Below are 20674 nucleotides of genomic sequence, written 5' to 3'. Positions count from 1 at the left end.
GCGCCGGCACCCAACCGAGACAAAGGTTCCGCCGAGGAACCATTCATTACAACGATTGCGCACCTTGCGTGCAGCGGCCGCCGCCTTTCGCTTTTTCCACTCCAAAGCTTTAAGCCATGAAAAAACGCACCCTCTTGGCCATGGTGGCCCTGTCTGCACTGCTGGCAGCCTGCGGCAAGAACGAGTCCGCATCGACCGCCGCCGCGCCGGTTGCCGCCCCCGTGCCGGCAGCCATGACCAAGTTGGTGATCGGCCTGGACGACAACTTCCCGCCCATGGGCTTTCGTGACGACAAGAACGAGATCGTCGGCTTCGACATCGACATGGCGCGTGAAGCCGCCAAGCGCATGAACGTGGAAGTGGACTTCAAGCCCATCGACTGGAGCGCCAAGGAGGCCGAGCTGGTCGGCAAGCGCGTCGACGCGCTGTGGAACGGCCTGACCATCACCGAAGAGCGCAAGAAGAACATCGCCTTCACCGCGCCCTACATGGAGAACCACCAGATCATCATCGTGCGCGCCAACTCCGACATCAAGGACAAGGCCGGCCTGGCAGGCAAGGTCGTGGGCGCGCAGGATGGCAGCTCGGCCGTGGACGCCATCAAGAAGGACGCCGCCGTGGCCGCCAGCTTCAAGGACCTGAAGACCTTCGGCGACAACATCACCGCGCTGATGGACCTGTCGGCCGGCCGCCTGGACGCCGTCGTGGTCGACGAGGTCGTGGGGCGTTTCCACGTGGCCAAGAAGGCTGGCGAGTACCTGGTGCTCGAGGACAACTTCGGCACCGAGGACTACGGCGTGGGCCTGCGCAAGGAAGACACCGAAGTTCTGGGCAAGCTCGAAGCCGCGCTGGCCGAGATGAAGAAGGACGGCAAGGCCGCCGAAATCGCCTCCAAGTGGTTCGGCAAGGACATCATCAAGTAAATCCGGCACACCATGCGACCGGCAAGGCCAGCCTGGCATTGCCGGTCTTTTGCGTTCTGGGACGCACGCGCCCGTGGCTGCCCGGATCCTGCCGATGCCGGCGGGGCCGCGCACCGCACTGAGGCCATTCGATGGAATATGTAATCTCGCTCATGGGGCCGCTGTCCGCCGGCGCCCTGGTCACCCTCAAGCTCTTCGTCATCACCCTGGCGCTGTCCATTCCCCTGGGACTGTCGCTGGCGCTGATGCGCATCTCCCGCTTTCCCGCCCTGAGCCGGCTGGTAGGCGGCTACATCTGGCTGATGCGCGGCACGCCGCTGATGCTGCAGATGCTGTTCATCTACTTCGCGCTGCCCTTCGTGCCCGTGATCGGCGTGCGCCTGCCCGATTTTCCTGCCGCCGTCGTCGCCTTCGCGCTGAACTACGCCGCCTACTTCGCCGAAATCTTCCGCGCGGGCATCCAGTCCGTGGACCGCGGTCAGTACGAGGGTGCCAAGGTGCTGGGCATGAGCTACGGCCAGACCATGCGCCGCATCATCCTGCCGCAGATGTGGGCGCGCATCATCCCGCCTGTGAGCAACGAGACCATCACCCTGGTCAAGGACACCTCGCTCATCTACGTGCTGGCCCTGAACGACCTGCTGCGCGCCGCGCGCGGCATCGTGCAGCGCGACTTCACCATCACGCCCTTCGTGGTGGCCGCAGGCTTCTATCTGGTCATGACGCTGGTGCTGACCTGGATCTTCCAATACCTAGAAAAACGCCATGCCAAATACGACGCGTGATAACGCGCCCGAGACCATGATCTCGGCGCAGAACATCTGCAAGGGCTTTGGCGGTGTGCCGGTGCTGCGCGGCGTTTCGCTGGAGCTGGCGCGCGGCGAGGTGGTGGCCGTCATCGGTCCTTCGGGATCGGGCAAGAGCACGTTCCTGCGCTGCCTCAACCACCTGGAAACCATTGACAGCGGCCGTGTCGCCGTCGAGGGCGAGGTGCTGGTGGACAGCGGCGCGGACGGCCGCGCCCACTACGTGCCCGAGGCGCAGATCCGCCAGATCGGCCGCAAGATGGGCATGGTGTTCCAGTCCTTCAACCTGTTCCCGCACCTCACGGTGCTGGAGAACATCATCGAGGCGCCGATCGTCGTCAAGGGCCTCAAGCGCGAGCAGATCGTGCCCAAGGCCGAGGCGCTGCTCCACAAGGTGGGCCTGCTGGAAAAGCGCGATGCCTATCCCAACCGCCTGTCGGGCGGGCAAAAGCAGCGCGTGGCCATCGCCCGGGCACTGGCCATGGAGCCGGACATCCTGCTGTTCGACGAGCCCACCTCCGCGCTGGACCCGGAGCTGACCGGTGAAGTGCTGCGCACCATGCGCGAGCTGGCCCAGGAGCACATGACCATGCTGGTCGTGACCCACGAGATGGGCTTTGCCCGCGAAGTGGCCAATCGCGTGATCTTCATGGACAAGGGCGAGATCGTCGAGCAAGGCCCGGCGGAAGCCTTTTTTGCAGCGCCGCAGCACGCCCGGACCCAGGCATTTCTGCAGAACATGTTGTAAAAAAACATCTGTCCAGTCCGGACTTTCCCCAGGTCCAGAGAGCGTGCAACGCTTGTGTAGCAAGCGAAGCATGCTCTTTTTTTTATGGCGTTTTCTGCCATGACTTTTTGAGAAACATACACGGATGTATGTTTATCTCAGGGGGTGATGAGCAGGCATCGGCACCTGTCTGCACAATAGCGGGCTTGCCTGCGAACATTTATCGACCGCACCACAGCATGATCCCAACCGCCTCTTTCGTGGAGTTGCGCAACGTCACCTTCGGCTATGGCGAGCGTGTGATCCTGCGCGACCTGTCGCTGCAGGTGCCGCGCGGCAAGGTCACGGCCCTGATGGGGGCGTCGGGCGGCGGCAAGACCACCGTGCTTCGCCTGATCGGCGGCCAGCAGCATGCCCAGCAGGGGCAGGTGCTGTTCGATGGCAAGGACGTCACCACCATGGACGCCGCAGGCCTGTACGCCGCGCGCCGGCGCATGGGCATGCTGTTCCAGTTCGGCGCGCTGTTCACCGACATGAGCGTGTTCGACAACGTGGCCTTCCCGCTGCGCGAGCACACCGATCTCCCCGACGAACTGGTCCGCGACATCGTGCTCATGAAGCTGCATGCCGTGGGCCTGCGCGGTGCGCGCGACCTCATGCCCAGCGAGATCTCGGGCGGCATGGCCCGCCGCGTGGCGCTGGCGCGGGCCATTGCGCTGGACCCCGAACTGATCATGTACGACGAGCCCTTCGCCGGGCTGGACCCCATCTCCCTGGGCACGGCCGCCCAGCTGATCCGCGAGCTCAACGATGCCATGGGACTGACTTCCATCCTGGTGTCCCATGACGTGGAGGAAACCTTCCACGTGGCCGACCATGTGGTCATCCTGGGCAACGGCGGCGTCGCCGCCCAGGGCTCGCCAGATGAGGTGCGGGCCAATCCCGACCCGCTGGTGCAGCAGTTCATCCACGCACGGGCCACCGGTCCCGTGCCTTTCCACTACCCCGGCGTGAGCGCCGAGGAAGATTTCGGCAACCCCGCAAGTTCCGGCAGGAGCAACGGCAGGAGGCACGCATGAACCGGCTGCATCCCGCACGCATTGGCGCGGCGGTACGCCAACAGCTGACGCAGCTGGGCATGGGTACGCGCCTGTTCGGCCGCCTGCTCGCCCTCATGGGGCCTGCGCTGGGCCGCCCGCGGCTGATCGGCGACCAGATCCATTTCCTGGGCAACTATTCGCTGGCCATCATTGGCGTCTCCGGCCTGTTCGTCGGTTTCGTGCTGGGCCTGCAGGGCTACTACACGCTGCAGCGCTATGGCTCGGCCGAGGCGCTGGGCCTGCTGGTGGCGCTGTCGCTGGTGCGCGAACTCGGCCCCGTCGTCACGGCGCTGCTGTTTGCCGGGCGTGCCGGCACGGCGCTGACGGCCGAGATCGGCCTGATGAAGGCCGGCGAGCAGTTGTCGGCCATGGAGATGATGGCCGTTGACCCGGTGCGCCGCATCCTGGCGCCGCGCTTCGTGGCGGGCCTGATCGCCATGCCGCTGCTGGCGGCCGTTTTCAGTGCCGTCGGCGTGATCGGCGGCTGGCTGGTGGGCGTGGTCATGATCGGCGTCGATGGCGGCGCCTTCTGGGGCCAGATGCAAAACGGCGTGGACTGGTGGTATGACCTGGGCAACGGCGTTCTCAAGAGCCTGGTGTTCGGCGTGGCGGTGACCTTCATCGCGCTGCTGCAGGGCTATGCAGCCAAGCCCACGCCCGAAGGCGTGTCCCGCGCGACCACGCGCACGGTGGTGATGGCCTCGCTGGCCGTGCTGGGGCTGGACTTCCTGCTCACGGCCACGATGTTCAGCCTTTGACCCGGCACCGGTGCCACCTCTCGCAAATCAAGGAAAAACAAACCATGCAGCAATCCAAGAGTGATGTCTGGGTCGGACTGTTCGTGCTGATCGGCGCTGCGGCGCTGGTGTTCCTGGCGCTGCAGTCGGCCAACCTGCTGAGCCTGAACTTCCAGAAGACCTATACGCTGACCGCGCGCTTCGACAACATCGGCGGACTCAAGCCCAAGGCAGCCGTGCGCAGCGCGGGCGTTGTCGTCGGCCGCGTGGAATCCATCACCTTCGACGACAAGGTCTTTCAGGCCAGCGTGACCATGGCCCTGGAAAACCGCTACGCCTTTCCCAAGGACAGCTCCCTGAAGATCCTGACCAGCGGCCTGCTCGGCGACCAGTACATCGGCATCGAAGCCGGTGCAGATGACCACAATCTCAAGGATGGCGACCGCGTCGTCGCAACCCAGTCGGCCGTTGTGCTGGAAAATCTGATCGGACAGTTCCTCTACGGCAAGGCCGAGCAGGGTGGCAGCTCCGGTGCAGGAGGCAAAGAATGACAACCAACCACCATGAACAGGCGACCGCGGGTCGCCCTGCCGCCCAGGCAGCCTCCTGGCAGCGCGCCGCCATGCTCGGCACGCTGGCCGCCGCTTCGCTGCTCGCCGGCTGCGCCACCGCTCCGGGCGAGGCACGCAACCCCCAGGATCCGTTCGAGCCGTTCAACCGCAGCATGTACTCGTTCAATGACGGGCTTGACCGTGCCGTCCTGAAGCCGGTGGCCACGGCCTACCGCGATGTCACGCCGCGCCTGGCGCGCGATGGGGTGAGCAACTTCTTCTCCAACCTGAGCGACGCCTGGTCGTTCGTGAACAACGCGCTGCAGGGCCAGGCCGAGGGTGCCTACAACTCCATGGTGCGCTTCTCGGTGAACACGGTCTTCGGTCTGGGAGGCCTGCTCGACATCGCCAGCGAGGCCGGCATCGAGCGCCAAAAGCAGGACTTCGGCCAGACGCTGGGCCGCTGGGGCGTGCCCACGGGGCCGTACCTGGTGCTGCCGCTGCTCGGCCCGTCCACGGTGCGTGACACGGCGGCTCTGCCTGTGGATGCCTGGGGCAACCCCCTGACGGCGATCAACGACATCCCGGTGCGCAACAGCCTGTATGTGCTGCGACTGGTGGATACGCGTGCACGCCTGCTCAATGCCTCGGACACGCTGGACTCCGTCGCCCTTGACCGCTACAGCCTGACGCGTGACGTCTACCTGAACCTGCGGCGTGGCAAGTCCGGCGATGACGGCCGCATCGAGGACTACGACGAAGATGCCGGCAAACTGCCGCCCGAAGACGGCGCAAAGTAAGCAGTTCGTAACATCCCGAGATGAAAAACGGTCCGCGCCTGACACGGCGCGGCCGGAAAAATGTGCAATATCAACCCGGTCCGGGGCATTGAGGCCCTGCTGGGAAAGGAAGAGTGATGATCAATCGACGTGCCTGGAGCGCTGCCGCGGCAGCCGTGCTGGCCATGGGAACCTGGGGCGCTGCGCTGCCCGTCCACGCGGCCGACGAAACCCCTGATGCGCTGATCAAGCGTGTCTCCACCGACGTGCTGGAAACCATCAAGAAGGACCCCTCGCTGCGCGAGGGCGATGTCTCCAAGGTCAATGCGCTGGTCAATGACAAGGTCATGCCCTATGTGAATTTCCGCCGCATGACCTCGGCTTCGGTGGGCCCGGCCTGGCGCCAGGCCACGCCTGCACAGCGCGAGAAGCTGGAGACCGAGTTCAAGGCCCTGCTGATCCGCACCTACTCCGGCGCGCTGACCCAGGTCAGCAACCAGACCATCAATGTCAAGCCGGTGCGTGCTGCGCCCGGCGACATCGATGTGCTGGTACGCACCGAAGTGCTGGGCCGCGGCGAGCCCGTGCAGCTGGACTACCGGCTCGAGAAGTCCGGCGACGGCTGGAAGATCTACAACCTGAACGTGCTGGGCGTGTGGCTGGTGGAAACCTACCGCAACCAGTTCAGCCAGGAAATCAATGCCCGCGGCATCGACGGCCTGATCGAGACCCTTGCCACGCGCGGCAAGATGCCTGCCACGCCGGCCTCCAAGGGCTGACGGCCATTGATGCGCGCGCCATGCTGCAGCTCCCCCGTGAACTGACCTACCGCCAGGCGCGCAGCTGCCTTGTGCAGCTGCAGCCCCAGGTGCAGGCCTTCGATGGCGCCCAGGTGCGCGTCGATGCCAGCGGCATCGAAGTCTTCGACTCGGCCGCCCTGGCCGTGCTGCTGGCCTGCCGCCGCACCGCGAAGGCGGCCGACAAGCAATTGGTGGTCGTGGGCCTGCCGCAGGGCCTGCAGTCCATGGCGGCGCTGTACGGCGTCGATGGGCTGCTGACCGACGCATCCTCCCCCTCCTGAGCCGACGCAGCGCGCCGCTGCAAAGAGCCCTGCAAGGCAGGTTTGGCTGCAAGGGCCTAGAATCGCGCCTCGCATGTCTGCCGTCTCATTCCAATCCATCTCCAAGACCTACCAGACCCCCAAGGGGGCCTTTCAGGCGCTCAACCACGTGAGTCTGGACATCGAGGAGGGCGAGTTCTTCGGCCTGCTCGGTCCCAATGGCGCTGGCAAGACCACGATGATCAGCATCCTGGCCGGCCTGTCGCGCGCCACCAGCGGCCGCGTGCTGGTCCAGGGCAGCGACGTGCATGCCGACTACTCGGCTGCCCGGCGCAAGCTGGGCATCGTGCCGCAGGAGCTGGTCTTCGATCCCTTCTTCAATGTGCGCGAGGCGCTGCGCTTTCAGTCCGGCTATTTCGGCGTCAAGAACAATGACGACTGGATCGACGAGCTGCTGCACAGCCTGGGGCTGACCGACAAGGCCAACTCCAACATGCGCCAGCTGTCCGGCGGCATGAAGCGCCGCGTGCTGGTGGCCCAGGCCCTGGTGCACAAGCCGCCCATCATCGTGCTGGACGAGCCCACGGCCGGCGTGGACGTGGAGCTGCGCCAGACGCTGTGGCATTTCATCGCGCGCCTGAACCGCGAAGGCCATACCGTGCTGCTCACCACCCATTACCTGGAAGAGGCCGAGGCGCTGTGCAGCCGCGTGGCCATGCTCAAGCAGGGCAACATCGTCAAGCTCTCGACCATGTCGGATCTGCTCAAGTCCGCCTCCTCCAACGTGCTGCAGTTCAAGACCGATACCGCCTTGCCGCCGGCCCTGGCCGCGCGGGCACGGGTGACCGGCCGCATCGTGCAGATACCTGCCAACGACGCCAGCGATGTGGAGCGCCTGCTCGCCGCGCTGCGCGAGGGCTCCGTCGTCCCCGAGGACGTGGAAATCCGCCGTGCCGATCTGGAGGATGTCTTCATCCACGTGATGAACGAGCAAGGCCAGACCTCGCAGGGAGCCTCGGCATGAACGGCTGGCAGACCCTGCTCAAGAAGGAAGTGCTGCGTTTCTGGAAGGTCAGCTTCCAGACCGTGGCCGCACCCGTGCTCACGGCTGTGCTCTATCTGCTGATCTTCGGCCATGTGCTCGAAGGCCGGGTGCTGGTCTACGACCGCATCAGCTACACGGCCTTCCTGATCCCCGGCCTGGTGATGATGAGCGTGCTGCAGAACGCCTTCGCCAACAGCTCATCGAGCCTGGTGCAGAGCAAGATCATGGGCTCCATGGTCTTCGTGCTGCTCACGCCGCTGTCGCACTGGGCGTGGTTTGGCGCCTACGTGGGTGCTTCGGTGCTGCGCGGGCTGCTGGTGGGCGTGGGCGTTTTCATCGTCACGCTGTACTTCGCCATTCCCGAATTCACGGCGCCGCTGTGGATTCTGGTCTTCGGCCTGCTGGGCGCGGCGCTGCTGGGCACGCTGGGCGTGATCGCCGGCCTGTGGGCGGACAAGTTCGACCAGATGGCGGCCTTCCAGAACTTCCTGATCATGCCCATGACGTTCCTGTCGGGCGTGTTCTATTCCATTCAGTCGCTGCCGCCTTTTTGGCAAAAAGTCAGCCATCTGAACCCGTTTTTCTACATGATCGACGGCTTCCGCTACGGCTTCTTCGGCCAGAGCGACGTGTCGCCCTGGGTCAGCCTGGCCATCGTCGGCTCGGCCTGGCTGGCGGTGAGCGCCCTGGCCGTGCACCTGCTGCGCATCGGCTACAAGATCCGCGGCTGAGGTTTTCCACAGGCTGCGGCGGGCGCTGCGCCCGCATTGTTGAATCCACCCATGAACAGGCGGCCGGCGCCCGGCGCCGCCGCCAACCAAGGCCATGCCACGATGCATGGCAGGAAAGCTTCCCCCATGACTGCAGACCAACTCAAGGAACTGATTGCCACCGGCCTGCCTTGCGAACACATTGCGCTGGAAGGTGATGGACGGCACTGGTTTGCCACCATCGTCTCGGCCCAATTCGAGGGCCAGCGACTGCTGCAGCGCCAACGCCTGGTCTACGCCACGCTGGGCCAGCGCATGCACACCGACGAGGTCCATGCCCTGTCCATGAAGACCTATACGCCCGCCGAGTGGGCTGCCCAGGCCGGCCAGGCCTGAGCCGGCGGTCAGGCACTTCAGACTCCTGCTGCACCGGTCGCCACGGCCCGTGCGGCATCTTCTTTTCCCCGATTTCCAGATTCAAGGCTGTCAGCCATGGACAAACTCCTGATTCGCGGTGGCCGAGCGCTGCATGGCGAGGTGACGGTCTCCGGCGCCAAGAATGCCGCCTTGCCCGAGCTGTGCGCCGCGCTGCTGTCGTCCGAGCCCGTCACCCTGTGCAACGTGCCGCGCCTGCAGGACGTGGCCACCATGCTCAAGCTCATCCGCAACATGGGTGTCAGCGCCGAGCACGATGACAGCGGCACCGTGCGCATCAACGCCGGCTCTCTGTCCAACCCCGAGGCACCCTACGAACTGGTCAAGACCATGCGCGCCTCGGTCCTGGCCCTGGGCCCGCTGCTGGCCCGATTCGGCCAGGCCCGCGTGTCGCTGCCCGGCGGCTGCGCCATCGGCTCGCGGCCCGTGGACCAGCACATCAAGGGCCTGCAGGCCATGGGCGCCGAGATCGTGGTCGAGAACGGCTACATGAACGCGTGCCTGCCCGGGCATCTCAAGCGCCTGCAGGGCGCCCGCATCACCACCGACATGGTGACCGTCACGGGCACCGAGAACTTCCTGATGGCCGCCGTGCTGGCCGAAGGCGAGACCGTGCTGGAAAACGCCGCCATGGAGCCCGAGATCGGCGACCTGGCCGAAATGCTCATCAAGATGGGCGCAAGAATCGAAGGCCATGGCACCGGCCGCATCGTCATCCAGGGCGTGGAGCGCCTGGGCGGCTGCGAGCACCAGGTGGTGGCCGACCGCATCGAGGCCGGCACCTTTCTGTGCGCCGTGGCCGCCACGGGCGGCAATGCGCTGCTGCGCAATGGCCGCGCCGACCATCTGGGCGCCGTCATCGACAAGCTCAAGGATGCGGGCGCCGAGGTGTCCGCCGAGGACGGCGGCATCCGCGTGCGCGCGGCCGGCAAGCTCAAGGCCCAGAGTTTTCGCACCACCGAATACCCGGGCTTTCCCACCGACATGCAGGCGCAGTTCATGGCGCTGAACCTGGTGGCCGAAGGCTGCAGCATGGTCACCGAGACCATCTTCGAGAACCGCTTCATGCACGTGGATGAAATGCTGCGCCTGGGCGCGCAGATCACCACCGACGGGCGCGTTGCCACCATCACCGGCAGCCAGTCGCTGTCGGGCGCGGCCGTCATGGCCACCGACCTGCGCGCTTCGGCCAGCCTGGTCATCGCCGGCCTCGTGGCCAAGGGCGAGACCCTGGTCGATCGCATCTATCATCTGGACCGCGGCTACGATCGCATGGAAGACAAGCTGCGCGGCCTGGGTGCCGACATCGAAAGAGTTTCCCAATGACCATCACGATTGCCCTGTCCAAGGGCCGCATCTACGACGAAACCGTGCCGCTGCTGGCCGCTGCCGGCATCTCGGTCAGCGAAGACATTGAAAAGTCGCGCAAGCTGATCTTCGAGACCAACAAGAGCGACGTGCGCGTGGTGCTGGTGCGCGCCTCCGACGTGCCGGTCTATGTGCAGTACGGCGGCGCCGATCTCGGCGTGGCCGGACTGGACTCGCTGATCGAGCATGGTGCCCAGGGCCTGTACCAGCCCCTGGACCTGAAGATCGCGCGTTGCCGCGTCAGCGTGGCCGTGCGCAACGGCTTCGACTATGCGCTGGCCGTCAAGCAGGGCGCCCGCCTGCGCATCGCCACCAAGTACCCCGAGATCGCGCGCAACTTCTTCGCCACCAAGGGCGTGCACGTGGACATGGTCAAGCTCTACGGCTCCATGGAGCTGGCCCCGCTGACCGGCATGGCCGACGCCATCGTCGACTTGGTGTCCACCGGCAACACGCTCAAGGCCAATGACCTGGTCGAGGTCGAGCCCATCATGGAGATCAGCTCGCGCCTGGTGGTCAACCAAGCGGCGCTCAAGCTCAAGCGCGAGCCGCTGCGCCACATCATCGATGCCTTCGCCGAGGCGGTAAATGGCCCCAGGGGCTGAGCCCGGAGATCCCGCGAAGGAGGCGCTTGCGCTGTGTTTCGCCGCGCATGGCCTGCCCTGCGAGGAATACAACGGCTGGCTGCTGCCTGGAGGCCAGGCACCAGGCGTGCTGGCCGATTGGCGCGGTGCCTACCCCAGCCATCCCCTGGTCGGTTCCCTGGCCGTGGTGGTTCGCCTGCCGGACCGGCGCGAGATCATCGAGAATTTCACGGGCCTGGGTGAAGGCCTGCAGGGAATGCACGACGCATTCGGCCACTTCGCTGTCAGCGACCTGCATGTGATGCTCTCCGCCCTGTGGACGGCGCGCGATGAGGATGCCGTGCCAGCCGAGGCCTGGCAGGTCCAGGGCCGACAATGGCAGGCCTATCCGGGCCCCTGGCATCTTCGCAACGATGCCCCGCTGCCCGAAGGCATCACTGAGCGCCTGCGCGCCTTGATCGAGGCCGAGGCGCTGGACAAGGACGAGGACCTGCACTGGTTTCGCTTCTTTGTCGGGCAGAACAATAGTGATTTCACCATTGAAGCGCTCAAGGACAATCAGAAGTGGCCCAGCGCTGAGGCCCTGCTGCGCGACCAGGACTGGCCCCTGCGCGACGGCTACTACGGCGCGCGCCTGTTCTTGATACTGAAGCACGGCTGCGAGACGGCCTGCTAGACCCCAAGGAAACCACAATGGAATATGTAGCTGCCCCTGCCCGCCTGTCGACTGCGGACGCCAACTTCGAACACGATTTTGCGCAGCGCCTGCATTGGTCGGCAGACACGGACGCGGCCATCGAGCAGCGCGTGGCCGACATCCTGGCCGATGTGCAAAAGCGCGGCGATGCGGCCGTGCTGGAGTACACGGCGCGCTTCGACGGATTGCAGGTGGACGGCATGGCCGCGCTGGAGCTGACGCAGGCCGAGCTCAAGGCCGCCTTCGACAGCCTGGGCGATGAGCAGCGCGATGCGCTGACGGCCGCCGCCCAGCGCGTGCGCACCTACCACGAGGCACAAAAGCGCGCCAGCGGCGAGAGCTGGAGCTACCGTGACGCCGATGGCACCCTGCTGGGCCAGAAGGTCACGCCGCTGGACCGCGTGGGCATCTATGTGCCCGGCGGCAAGGCGGCCTATCCGTCCAGCGTGCTGATGAATGCCATTCCCGCCCACGTGGCTGGCGTGCAGGAAATCATCATGGTCGTGCCCACGCCACGCGGCGAGAAGAATGCCCTGGTGCTGGCCGCCGCCTATGTGGCCGGCGTCACGCGCGGTTTCACCATCGGCGGTGCCCAGGCCGTGGCGGCCCTGGCTTACGGCACGGCCACCATCCCGAAGGTGGACAAGATCACCGGCCCCGGCAACGCCTATGTGGCCAGCGCCAAGAAGCGGGTGTTCGGCACCGTGGGCATCGACATGATTGCCGGCCCCAGTGAAATCCTGGTGCTGGCCGACGGCAGCACGCCGCCCGACTGGGTGGCCATGGACCTGTTCAGCCAGGCCGAGCATGACGAGCTGGCGCAAAGCATCCTGCTGTGCCCCGATGCCGACTACATCGCCGCCGTCCAGCGTGAGATCGACCGCCTGCTGCCCGAGATGCCGCGGCGCGCCATCATCGCCAAGAGCCTGAGCGACCGGGGTGCCCTCATCCTCACGCGCGACATGCAGGAGGCCTGCGCCATCAGCAACCGCATCGCGCCCGAGCACCTGGAAGTCTCCAGCAACGATCCCCACCAGTGGGAGCCGCTGCTGCGCCATGCAGGCGCCATCTTCCTGGGGGCCTACACCAGCGAGAGCCTGGGCGACTACTGCGCCGGCCCCAACCATGTGCTGCCCACCAGCGGCACGGCGCGCTTTTCCTCGCCGCTGGGGGTCTATGACTTCCAGAAGCGGTCCAGCCTCATCGAGGTCAGCGAGCAGGGCGCCCAGACCCTGGGCCGCATCGCCTCGGTACTGGCGCATGGCGAAGGCCTGCAAGGCCATGCGCGTGCGGCCGAAATGCGTTTGAAGTAGACACTCGCTTCGTGTTGAGTGAAGGCGCCGTCACCGAAAGGGGCGGCGCTTTTTGCTGCCTGAACGCCAGAGCAAGCGTGTCAAGAATTGACACGAAATCAGTGGAACACGAATTTCGTGTAAACTTGCGCCCTGTGAAGAACCTCACCATCACCGTCGAAGACAGCGTGCTCGAATGGGCCCGCATCGAGGCCGCGCGCCGCGGCACCAGCGTCTCGCGCATGGTGGGCGACTTCATGGCCGAGATGCAGCGCCGCGAGGACGCGTACGAGCGCGCCTACCTGGCCTGGCGCACGGACGAGCGCGGCTGGGAAGGCGGCCAGCCGTCATCCACGCAGCCCGCCCAGCGCAGTGCCGCGCTGCGCCGCGAGGGCCAGGCATGAACACTGTCTTTGTCGATACCTCCGTGCTGGTCGCTGCCGAAGACACGGGGCAGGGCGCCTTGCATGCCGCCGTGCTGCAGTGGCTGGACCTGCTGTGGCGCACGCGCAGCGGGCGCACCGGCAGCCAGTCGCTGTGCGAGTTCTATGAACAGGTCACCACGGCCGCCCAGCCTTTGCCGCAGGGCGATGCGCGCGCCGCCATCCGCCGCTACCAGACTTGGACGCCCTGGAAGACCGATGCCGCCACGCTGGAAACCGCCTGGGCCGTGCAGTCGCGCCACCAGCTGGCCTTTGGCGACTGCCTGGCCGTGGCCTGCGCCCAGCACAGCGGCTGCGAGCAGATGCTGACCCTGCACCTGCCGCACGGCACCCAGTTTGGCGGCGTCGCCATGGTGCACCCGCTGCACCAGGCGCCGCCGCAGCAGCAGGCCTGAGCGGCTTCGCTGATGGATTTCTTCCCCCACCGACTCGTGAAAGTGTGCATGCCATGACAGCTTCCATTCCGCAGGTTCAGGCCCTGGCCCTGGAGCGCATCCGCGCCGATGTCCGCTCCATGCATGCCTACCATGTGCAGCCCTCGCAAGGCCTGCTCAAGATGGACACGATGGAGAACCCCTTCCGCCTGCCCCCTGAATTGCAGGCCGCGCTGGGCGAGCGCCTGGGCCGGCTGGAGATCAACCGCTACCCTGGCGAGCGCCAGGAAGTGCTCAAGGACATGCTGGCCCGCTACGCGCAGGCGCCGGCCGGCAGCGCCGTGCTGCTGGGCAATGGCTCGGACGAGATCATCACGCTGCTGGCACTGGCCTGTGCCCAGCCCCACGCCGAGGGTCGCGCCACCATGCTGGCGCCCATGCCGGGCTTCGTCATGTACCCCATGAGCGCCAGGCTGCAGGGCCTGGATTTCGTGGGCGTCAACCTGACGGCCGACTTCGAGCTGGACGTGCCCGCCATGCGCGCCGCCATTGCCGAGCACCGCCCCGCCATCACCTATATCGCCTATCCCAACAATCCCACGGCCACGCTCTGGGCCGAGGCCGATGTGCAGGCCGTGATCGACGCGGTCGGCGCCATCGGCGGCCTGGTCGTCATGGACGAGGCCTACCAGCCCTTCGCCCGCCGCAGCTGGGCAGATAACATGCGCGCCGACCCGGCCCGCAACGCCCATGTGCTGCTGATGCGCACGCTCAGCAAGTTCGGCCTGGCAGGCGCGCGCCTGGGCTACCTGATCGGCCCGGCCGCCATCGTCGGCGAGATCGACAAGGTGCGCCCGCCCTACAACATCAGCGTGCTCAACTGCGAGACGGCCATCTTCGCGCTGGAGCACGAGGCGCTGTATGCGCAGCAGGCCGTGGCCATCCGCGCCGAGCGCCAGCCGCTGATCGATGCGCTGGCCACGCTGCCGGGTGTGGAAAAGATCTGGCCATCCGAGGCCAACATGGTCTTGCTGCGCGTGCGCGATGCCGCGCTCGCCCAGGCCGAGATGAAGGCCCGGGGCGTGCTGGTGAAGAATGTCTCTGCCATGCACCCGCTGCTGGCCAACTGCCTGCGACTGACCGTGGGCACCCACGAAGAAAACGCCCAGATGCTGGCGGCCCTGAAGGAATCCCTATGAGCAATGCAGCTCCCGCACGCACCGCCGAAGTGCAGCGCAATACCGCCGAGACCCGGATCAAGGTCGCCATCAACCTGGACGGCACGGGCAAGGCCAGCCTGCACTCGGGCATCGGCTTTCTGGATCACATGCTCGACCAGATCGCGCGCCATGGCCTGATCGACCTCGATATCGACTGCGAGGGCGACCTGCACATCGACGGCCACCACACGGTGGAGGACATCGGCATCACCCTGGGCCAAGCCTTTGCCAAGGCCGTGGGCGACAAGAAGGGCATCCGCCGCTACGGCCATGCCTATGTGCCGCTGGACGAGGCCCTGAGCCGCGTGGTCATCGATTTCTCGGGCCGCCCGGGCCTTCACATGGACGTGAAATTCACGGCCGGCAGCATCGGTCAGCTCGACACCCAGCTGGTCTACGAATTCTTCCAGGGCTTCGTCAACCACGCGGGCGTGACCATGCACATCGACAATCTCAAGGGCTTCAACGCCCACCACCAGTGCGAGACCATCTTCAAGGCCTTCGCACGCGCCCTGCGCTTTGCGCTGGAGCATGACGAGCGCATGGCCGGCGTCATCCCCTCGACCAAGGGCGCTCTGTAAAGAGAAGCGATTGACTCCGGTCTGAGCTTGATCTGACCGGGCAATCCAGCCGAAAATCCGACCGAACACGCGCCACACGCTATGAGTTTGACTGACAACACCGTCGCCGTCGTCGATTACGGCATGGGCAATCTGCGCTCGGTTTCCCAGGCCGTGCGCACGGCCGCCGCCGACTCCGGCTGGCAGGTCGTGGTCACCGCCGATCCCGAGGTGGTGCTGGCCGCCAACCGGGTCGTGCTGCCGGGCCAGGGCGCCATGCCCGACTGCATGCGCGAACTGCGCGAATCCGGCCTGCAGGACGCCGTGCTGCACGCCGCTGCCAACAAGCCCCTGTTCGGCGTCTGCGTGGGCATGCAGATGCTGCTGGACCACAGCGACGAGGGCGATGTGCCTGGCCTGGGCCTGATCCCCGGCAATGTGCGCAAGTTCGATCTGGCGGGCCGCGTCCAGGCCGACGGCAGCCGCTTCAAGGTGCCGCAAATGGGCTGGAACCGCGTGCACCGCAAGCACAATGCCGGGCAGTCCCACCCGCTGTGGCGTGGAATTCCCGAAGACAGCTTCTACTACTTCGTGCACAGTTTCTACGCCGTGGTGCAGCAGCCCCAGCATTGCGCTGCAGAGGCCGACTACGGCGGGCGCTTTGCCTGCGCCATCGCACGCGATAATATTTTCGCCACCCAGTTTCACCCCGAAAAGAGCGCGGACCAGGGCCTGGCCCTGTTCCGCAACTTTCTGGGCTGGAAGCCCTGAACCCTCTTTCCCTCCCCGCACCGGCCGCTGCATCCCAGGCCTTCATTGCTCGCAAACCATCATGCTGCTCATTCCTGCCATCGACCTCAAGGACGGCCACTGCGTACGCCTCATCCAGGGTGATATGGACCAGTCGACCACGTTCGGCGAAGACCCGGCCATCATCGCCCGCCGCTGGCTCGACGCCGGCGCACGCCGCCTGCACCTGGTGGACCTCAATGGCGCGTTTGCGGGCCAGCCCAAGAACCTGGTGGCCATCAAGGCCATCCTCAAAGAGGTGGACGGCCGGATTCCGGTGCAGCTCGGCGGCGGCATCCGTGACCTGGACACCATCGAGAAATACATAGACGCCGGCATCAGCTACGTGATCATCGGCACCGCTGCCGTGAAGAACCCGGGCTTTCTGCAGGACGCCTGCAGCGCCTTCGGCGGCCATGTGATCGTCGGGCTCGATGCCAAGGACGGCAAGGTGGCCATCGACGGCTGGAGCAAGCTCACGGGCCAGGACGTGCACTCGGTGGCCAAGCGCTTCGAGGACTGGGGCGTGGAGTCCATCATCTACACCGACATCGGCCGCGACGGCATGCTCACGGGCATCAACATCGACGCCACCGTCAATCTCGCGCAATCGCTGAAGATTCCCGTCATCGCCTCGGGCGGCCTGGCGGGCATGGCCGACATCGAAGCGCTGTGCAAGGTCGAGGACGAAGGCATCGAAGGCGTGATCTGCGGCCGCGCCATCTACTCGGGCGACCTTGACTTCGCCGCGGCGCAGGCCCGCGCCGACGAGCTCAGGGCCTGAACGGCCTGCGCCTTCCCTGTATCCGCGGGCGCCTGTGCTTCACAGGCGCCCGCGCTGCATTCAGCGCCAGGGATTCAGGCTTTCTTTAGGAGCAGGCGGGCATGGCCTGCCCGGCATTGGCGGCGCGCACGGTCTGCACAAAGGCATCCCAGTAATTCGGCAGCCCGGCCCAGGGGTTGCCCACGCCGGTGCTGGGCTCGAACTCCAGCTGGGTCACATAGATCCATCCCGCCTGGTAGCGGGCCGAGGCGGCCGACTGCACGGCCGTCTGCATGGCCGCGCAGCCCGACACGTTGTGCACCAGCGAGGCCTGGTGGCTGTTGGGCAGCCCGTACAGCCAGTCAAAACTCGTCGTGCGCGGATCGTAGGTGGCGTAGGTGGAGCCCTTGCCCTCGAACGTGGTCAGCACATCGGCCACATCGGCATAACCGGCCACGGGCACGAGGCCCGGGTTGCCGATCACGATCAGGTTGGGATTCTTGGCCTTGATGTACTGGTAGATGGTGCGGTAGAAGTCCAGCCGGTTGGTGGTGGCCGCCATCTCGTCAATGAAGAAGCCCTTGACCAGGCCCGCGCCGTAGTGCGTGAAATAGTTGTCGATATTGGCCTGGATGCTGGCCAGCGATCGCGTGCCCGTGCCATAGCTGGAGCTCACATAGCCCACCAACTGCCCGCCCGCGTTGGCAAAAGCGGTGGCGGCGCGCGTGATGTTCGCGTCCGGGCCGCTGAAAATGCCATTGGCCGGATTCAGGATGGCCGTCATCTGCACGGTCGGATTCGCCTGTGCGCTGGCCGTCAGCGCATTCCAGGCCGTGGCTCCCGAGCCGGTGGGATAGAAATACGTGGGCACCAGCACCCGCAGCGGTGCAGGTGCAGGACGCAGATAGAACGTCTGGGAAGCGCTGCCCGTGCGGCCTGCCACGGTGGCGCTGGCCTGCACCTGCTGGCGGCCCGGCGTGGTGCCGGTCAGCGAAGCCGTTGCCACGCCGGAGCTGGTCAGCGCCGAGGTGCTGACGCCTGTGGCTGCGCTGAAGCTCACCACGGTTCCATCGGCGGCATTCACGCCATCGGCCAGAACACCTGCGCGCAGGGTCAGTGCCGAGCCTGCAGTCACCACATCCCTGGCGGCCGGGGCCGTCCATTGCACGGTGACCGAGGTCACTCCGGGCTGGCCGGTGCCGCCGTCACCCCCATTACCGCCATTGCCACCGCCAGCGTTGCTGTCACCACCGCCGCCTCCGCCGCAGGAGGCCACCGAGGCGGCCAAGGCGAGCATGCCGAGTCGCAGGACAAGAGGAGAGGGAGCGTGGGAACGTTGCATGACAGAGGAGGGCTGAGCGGGGGAAAGGCTATATTCAAGCATGAAAGTTACATCTTCCTTTCCCGCAGTAACAGCTTTACCTGCGGCCGCGCAAGCTCCCGGCGCCTGCGCTGATGCATGGCAGGGCCTGCCCGCCATCCGCCTGAGCCTGGCCTGCGGCGATACCGCCCTGGTGGCCTTGCAGGGCGCGCAACTGCTGTCCTGGCAGGCCGGTGGCGAGGAGCAATTGTTCCTGAGCCCTCATGCCGCCCATGACGGCCACACACCCATACGCGGCGGCATTCCGGTCTGCTTTCCCCAATTCAACCAACGCGGCCCGCTGGTCAAGCACGGCTTTGCGCGCACCCTGCCGTGGCAGGCTGATGCAGCACAGGCCGAGGTTCTTGCCGACGATGGCTTGTTCCTGCGGCTCAAGCTTGCCGATACGCCGCAGACGCGCGCCGTCTGGCCGCACTTCTTCGAGACCTGGCTGGAGGTCACGCTGTTGCCCGGCCGGCTTGACGTGGAGCTGGTGGTGCATAACCGGGGAGACACGCCTTTGGCCTTCACTGCCGCCTTGCACAGCTACCTGCGCGTGGCGGACGTGGAGCAATGCCGGCTGCAAGGCCTTGACGGCATGCCCTACTGGGATGCCGTGGCCGACACCCACCCCACGCAGCAAGGCGACGTGCGCTTTGGCGAAGAGCTCGATCGCGTCTACCCCCGGCCCGGGAAGACCATGGAGCTGGACGCTCCTGCCGGAGGCTTGCGCATCTCGCAGGATGCTGCCTGGAGCGAGACCGTGGTCTGGAACCCCGGTCCTGCACTGTGTGCCCGCCTGGCCGACATGCCGCCACAAGGGTGGCGGCAGATGCTGTGCGTGGAGGCCGCCGCCATCGATGCGCCCGTGCATGTGGCGCCCGGCGCGCATTGGCGCGCGGCGCAGCGCTTGAACAAGCGGTAGTCCGGCACCCGCTCTTGAACGAAAAAAGCGCCTGTGAACAGGCGCTTTTTTCATGGGTTCGTGAGCCGGGTCAGCGGCGCTGCATGCGTTGTGCCGACTGCGCTGGGCGCAGGCCCGGGGTGATCTGCAGTTCCACTGGGCCTTCGCCCCGGCGCACATCGAATTTCGCGGCCTCGCCGGGTTTGAGCGCGGCCACCGCGGTCAGCAGCTCGGACACATTGCGGATGGGCTTGTCGCCCACCTGCACGATCACATCGCCCGGGCGCATGCCGGCCTGGGCAGCGGGGCCTGCCTGCAGCACGCCGGTGATGATCACGCCGGAGTCGGCCTTCACGCCAAAGGTCTCTGCCAACTCTGGCGACAGTTCATTGGGTTCCACGCCGATCCAGCCGCGCACCACGCGGCCGTCCTTGACGATGCCGTCCAGCACCAGCTTGGCCGTGGATACGGGAATCGCAAAGCCGATGCCCATGCTGCCACCCGAGCGCGAATAAATGGCGGTATTGATGCCCAGCAGATTGCCGCTGGCATCCACCAGTGCGCCGCCCGAATTGCCAGGGTTGATGGCGGCGTCGGTCTGGATGAAGTTCTCGAAGGTATTGATGCCCAGCTGACTGCGGCCCAGTGCGCTGACGATGCCGCTGGTCACCGTCTGGCCCACGCCGAAGGGATTGCCGATGGCCAGCACGCGGTCGCCCACGTCAATCTGGTCGGAATTGCCCAGAACGATGACGGGCAGCTTGTCCAGGGCGATCTTGAGCACGGCCAGGTCGGTCTCGGGATCGGTGCCGATCACCTGGGCCTTGGCCTGGCGGCTGTCGGTCAGCGTGACCTCGATGTCGTCCGCACCCTCGACCACGTGGTTGTTGGTCAGGATGTAGCCGTCGGTGCTGATGATCACGCCGCTGCCCAGGCCTGCCTGCTCCTGCGTGCCCTGGTCGCCGAAGAAAAACTGGAACCACGGATCGTTGCTGCGCGGATGGCGCACCGCCTTGCTGGTGTTGATGCTCACCACGGCCGGCGCTGCCTTCTTGGCCGCAGGTGCAAAGCTGCCGGGGCTGACTTCTCCGACGGGCGTGGCCGGCGCCTCCAGCAACGCGATGCCGGCATTGCTGCGCACGGCTCCACGGCGCAGCCAGTCCGGCTGCAGGGTGGCGACGACAAAGTAGGCAGCCACCAGGATGGTGACCGCCTGCGAAAACAGCAGCCAGGTGCGTTTCATGAAGTGTGGTGTTCTGTGCGGGAGTACAAGGCCTCATTGTGAGGCATGTCGTACACAGGGCGGTGGTGGGCGCGTTCGCTGGGGCGCTGGGTGATCGATGAATCACCGGACAACCGACATTGCTATATCGGGATGTGCCGATTTTGCTTTTTTCTGAAGCGCTGAAGGGCGTGTCAATTTTTTTGTTGCGCCATTTGAAATGGG

General features: G+C 65.9%; 25 protein-coding genes. 23 read left to right on the top strand and 2 right to left on the bottom strand.

Features of this window, described 5'->3' with window-relative positions; all coding sequences use genetic code 11:
- Nucleotides 1-116: 116 nt before the first annotated feature.
- The 22 genes from CLV01_RS26295 (at nucleotide 117) to hisA (ending at nucleotide 16984) form a co-directional block, all read left to right on the top strand.
- The gene (locus tag CLV01_RS26295) at nucleotides 117-923 is read left to right on the top strand and encodes an amino acid ABC transporter substrate-binding protein (RefSeq protein WP_012207337.1); all 807 of its coding nucleotides are present in this window, start codon (nucleotides 117-119) and stop codon (nucleotides 921-923) included.
- 131 nt (nucleotides 924-1054) lie between these two features.
- Nucleotides 1055-1708 (top strand): amino acid ABC transporter permease, encoded by a 654-nt coding sequence (locus CLV01_RS26290; RefSeq protein WP_012207336.1) that lies wholly within the window; start codon nucleotides 1055-1057, stop codon nucleotides 1706-1708.
- Nucleotides 1689-2477, top strand: coding sequence for an amino acid ABC transporter ATP-binding protein (locus tag CLV01_RS26285; RefSeq protein ID WP_373681080.1), 789 nt, complete (start codon nucleotides 1689-1691; stop codon nucleotides 2475-2477). The genes CLV01_RS26290 and CLV01_RS26285 overlap by 20 nt, the downstream gene beginning before the upstream one ends.
- Before the next feature lie 218 nt (nucleotides 2478-2695).
- Nucleotides 2696-3535 (top strand): ABC transporter ATP-binding protein, encoded by an 840-nt coding sequence (locus CLV01_RS26280; protein WP_099732869.1) that lies wholly within the window; start codon nucleotides 2696-2698, stop codon nucleotides 3533-3535.
- Nucleotides 3532-4314 (top strand): lipid asymmetry maintenance ABC transporter permease subunit MlaE, encoded by a 783-nt coding sequence (gene mlaE, locus CLV01_RS26275; protein WP_012207333.1) that lies wholly within the window; start codon nucleotides 3532-3534, stop codon nucleotides 4312-4314. The genes CLV01_RS26280 and mlaE overlap by 4 nt, the downstream gene beginning before the upstream one ends.
- Nucleotides 4315-4358: 44 nt before the next feature.
- Nucleotides 4359-4844, top strand: coding sequence for an outer membrane lipid asymmetry maintenance protein MlaD (gene mlaD, locus CLV01_RS26270; protein ID WP_012207332.1), 486 nt, complete (start codon nucleotides 4359-4361; stop codon nucleotides 4842-4844).
- The gene (locus tag CLV01_RS26265; RefSeq protein WP_013800795.1) at nucleotides 4841-5644 is read left to right on the top strand and encodes an MlaA family lipoprotein; all 804 of its coding nucleotides are present in this window, start codon (nucleotides 4841-4843) and stop codon (nucleotides 5642-5644) included. The genes mlaD and CLV01_RS26265 overlap by 4 nt, the downstream gene beginning before the upstream one ends.
- Nucleotides 5645-5760: 116 nt before the next feature.
- Nucleotides 5761-6402, top strand: a complete 642-nt coding sequence (locus tag CLV01_RS26260) for an MlaC/ttg2D family ABC transporter substrate-binding protein (RefSeq protein ID WP_012207330.1) — start codon at nucleotides 5761-5763, stop codon at nucleotides 6400-6402.
- 20 nt (nucleotides 6403-6422) lie between these two features.
- The gene (locus CLV01_RS26255) at nucleotides 6423-6704 is read left to right on the top strand and encodes an STAS domain-containing protein (protein WP_043822279.1); all 282 of its coding nucleotides are present in this window, start codon (nucleotides 6423-6425) and stop codon (nucleotides 6702-6704) included.
- 73 nt (nucleotides 6705-6777) lie between these two features.
- A complete protein-coding gene (locus tag CLV01_RS26250; RefSeq protein WP_017405469.1) occupies nucleotides 6778-7707 on the top strand; it encodes an ABC transporter ATP-binding protein in 930 nt (309 codons plus the stop codon).
- Nucleotides 7704-8459, top strand: a complete 756-nt coding sequence (locus tag CLV01_RS26245; protein ID WP_012207327.1) for an ABC transporter permease — start codon at nucleotides 7704-7706, stop codon at nucleotides 8457-8459. Before CLV01_RS26250 ends, CLV01_RS26245 begins: the two co-directional genes overlap by 4 nt.
- 126 nt (nucleotides 8460-8585) lie before the next feature.
- On the top strand, nucleotides 8586-8834 hold the full coding sequence (locus tag CLV01_RS26240) for a BolA family protein (RefSeq protein WP_012207326.1): 249 nt from the start codon (nucleotides 8586-8588) through the stop codon (nucleotides 8832-8834).
- Between the two features lie 96 nt (nucleotides 8835-8930).
- Entirely contained in the window at nucleotides 8931-10199 is a 1269-nt protein-coding gene (murA, locus tag CLV01_RS26235) for a UDP-N-acetylglucosamine 1-carboxyvinyltransferase (RefSeq protein ID WP_099732870.1), read from the top strand.
- On the top strand, nucleotides 10196-10846 hold the full coding sequence (gene hisG / locus CLV01_RS26230; protein WP_012207324.1) for an ATP phosphoribosyltransferase: 651 nt from the start codon (nucleotides 10196-10198) through the stop codon (nucleotides 10844-10846). Before murA ends, hisG begins: the two co-directional genes overlap by 4 nt.
- Complete coding sequence (locus CLV01_RS26225; RefSeq protein ID WP_099732871.1) at nucleotides 10830-11501, top strand: DUF6348 family protein; 672 nt, start codon at nucleotides 10830-10832, stop codon at nucleotides 11499-11501. The genes hisG and CLV01_RS26225 overlap by 17 nt, the downstream gene beginning before the upstream one ends.
- Before the next feature lie 17 nt (nucleotides 11502-11518).
- A complete protein-coding gene (hisD, locus tag CLV01_RS26220) occupies nucleotides 11519-12835 on the top strand; it encodes a histidinol dehydrogenase (protein WP_013800800.1) in 1317 nt (438 codons plus the stop codon).
- A gap of 134 nt (nucleotides 12836-12969) precedes the next feature.
- The gene (locus tag CLV01_RS26215; protein ID WP_099732872.1) at nucleotides 12970-13218 is read left to right on the top strand and encodes a DUF6364 family protein; all 249 of its coding nucleotides are present in this window, start codon (nucleotides 12970-12972) and stop codon (nucleotides 13216-13218) included.
- Complete coding sequence (locus CLV01_RS26210; protein ID WP_012207320.1) at nucleotides 13215-13652, top strand: PIN domain-containing protein; 438 nt, start codon at nucleotides 13215-13217, stop codon at nucleotides 13650-13652. The genes CLV01_RS26215 and CLV01_RS26210 overlap by 4 nt, the downstream gene beginning before the upstream one ends.
- A gap of 53 nt (nucleotides 13653-13705) precedes the next feature.
- On the top strand, nucleotides 13706-14830 hold the full coding sequence (gene hisC / locus CLV01_RS26205) for a histidinol-phosphate transaminase (RefSeq protein ID WP_099732873.1): 1125 nt from the start codon (nucleotides 13706-13708) through the stop codon (nucleotides 14828-14830).
- Complete coding sequence (hisB, locus tag CLV01_RS26200; RefSeq protein WP_099732874.1) at nucleotides 14827-15432, top strand: imidazoleglycerol-phosphate dehydratase HisB; 606 nt, start codon at nucleotides 14827-14829, stop codon at nucleotides 15430-15432. Before hisC ends, hisB begins: the two co-directional genes overlap by 4 nt.
- Before the next feature lie 81 nt (nucleotides 15433-15513).
- A complete protein-coding gene (gene hisH, locus CLV01_RS26195; protein WP_013800802.1) occupies nucleotides 15514-16182 on the top strand; it encodes an imidazole glycerol phosphate synthase subunit HisH in 669 nt (222 codons plus the stop codon).
- A gap of 61 nt (nucleotides 16183-16243) precedes the next feature.
- Nucleotides 16244-16984, top strand: coding sequence for a 1-(5-phosphoribosyl)-5-[(5-phosphoribosylamino)methylideneamino]imidazole-4-carboxamide isomerase (gene hisA, locus CLV01_RS26190; protein WP_012207316.1), 741 nt, complete (start codon nucleotides 16244-16246; stop codon nucleotides 16982-16984).
- A gap of 85 nt (nucleotides 16985-17069) precedes the next feature.
- On the opposite strand, the gene CLV01_RS26185 is transcribed toward hisA, so the two are convergent.
- Nucleotides 17070-18260, bottom strand: a complete 1191-nt coding sequence (locus CLV01_RS26185; protein ID WP_099732875.1) for a spherulation-specific family 4 protein — start codon at nucleotides 18258-18260, stop codon at nucleotides 17070-17072.
- Nucleotides 18261-18345: 85 nt separating this feature from the next.
- Between CLV01_RS26185 and CLV01_RS26180 the strand changes: the two genes are divergently transcribed.
- On the top strand, nucleotides 18346-19248 hold the full coding sequence (locus tag CLV01_RS26180; protein WP_099732876.1) for a D-hexose-6-phosphate mutarotase: 903 nt from the start codon (nucleotides 18346-18348) through the stop codon (nucleotides 19246-19248).
- Between the two features lie 70 nt (nucleotides 19249-19318).
- On the opposite strand, the gene CLV01_RS26175 is transcribed toward CLV01_RS26180, so the two are convergent.
- A complete protein-coding gene (locus tag CLV01_RS26175; RefSeq protein WP_012207313.1) occupies nucleotides 19319-20470 on the bottom strand; it encodes a S1C family serine protease in 1152 nt (383 codons plus the stop codon).
- Between the last annotated feature and the right edge of the window lie 204 nt (nucleotides 20471-20674).

This window comes from Delftia sp. 60 (assembly GCF_002754395.1).
GTDB lineage: Bacteria > Pseudomonadota > Gammaproteobacteria > Burkholderiales > Burkholderiaceae_C > Comamonas > Comamonas acidovorans.
The sequence above is the reverse complement of the archived record's forward strand: the minus strand, read 5'-3'. Positions and strand labels throughout refer to the sequence as shown.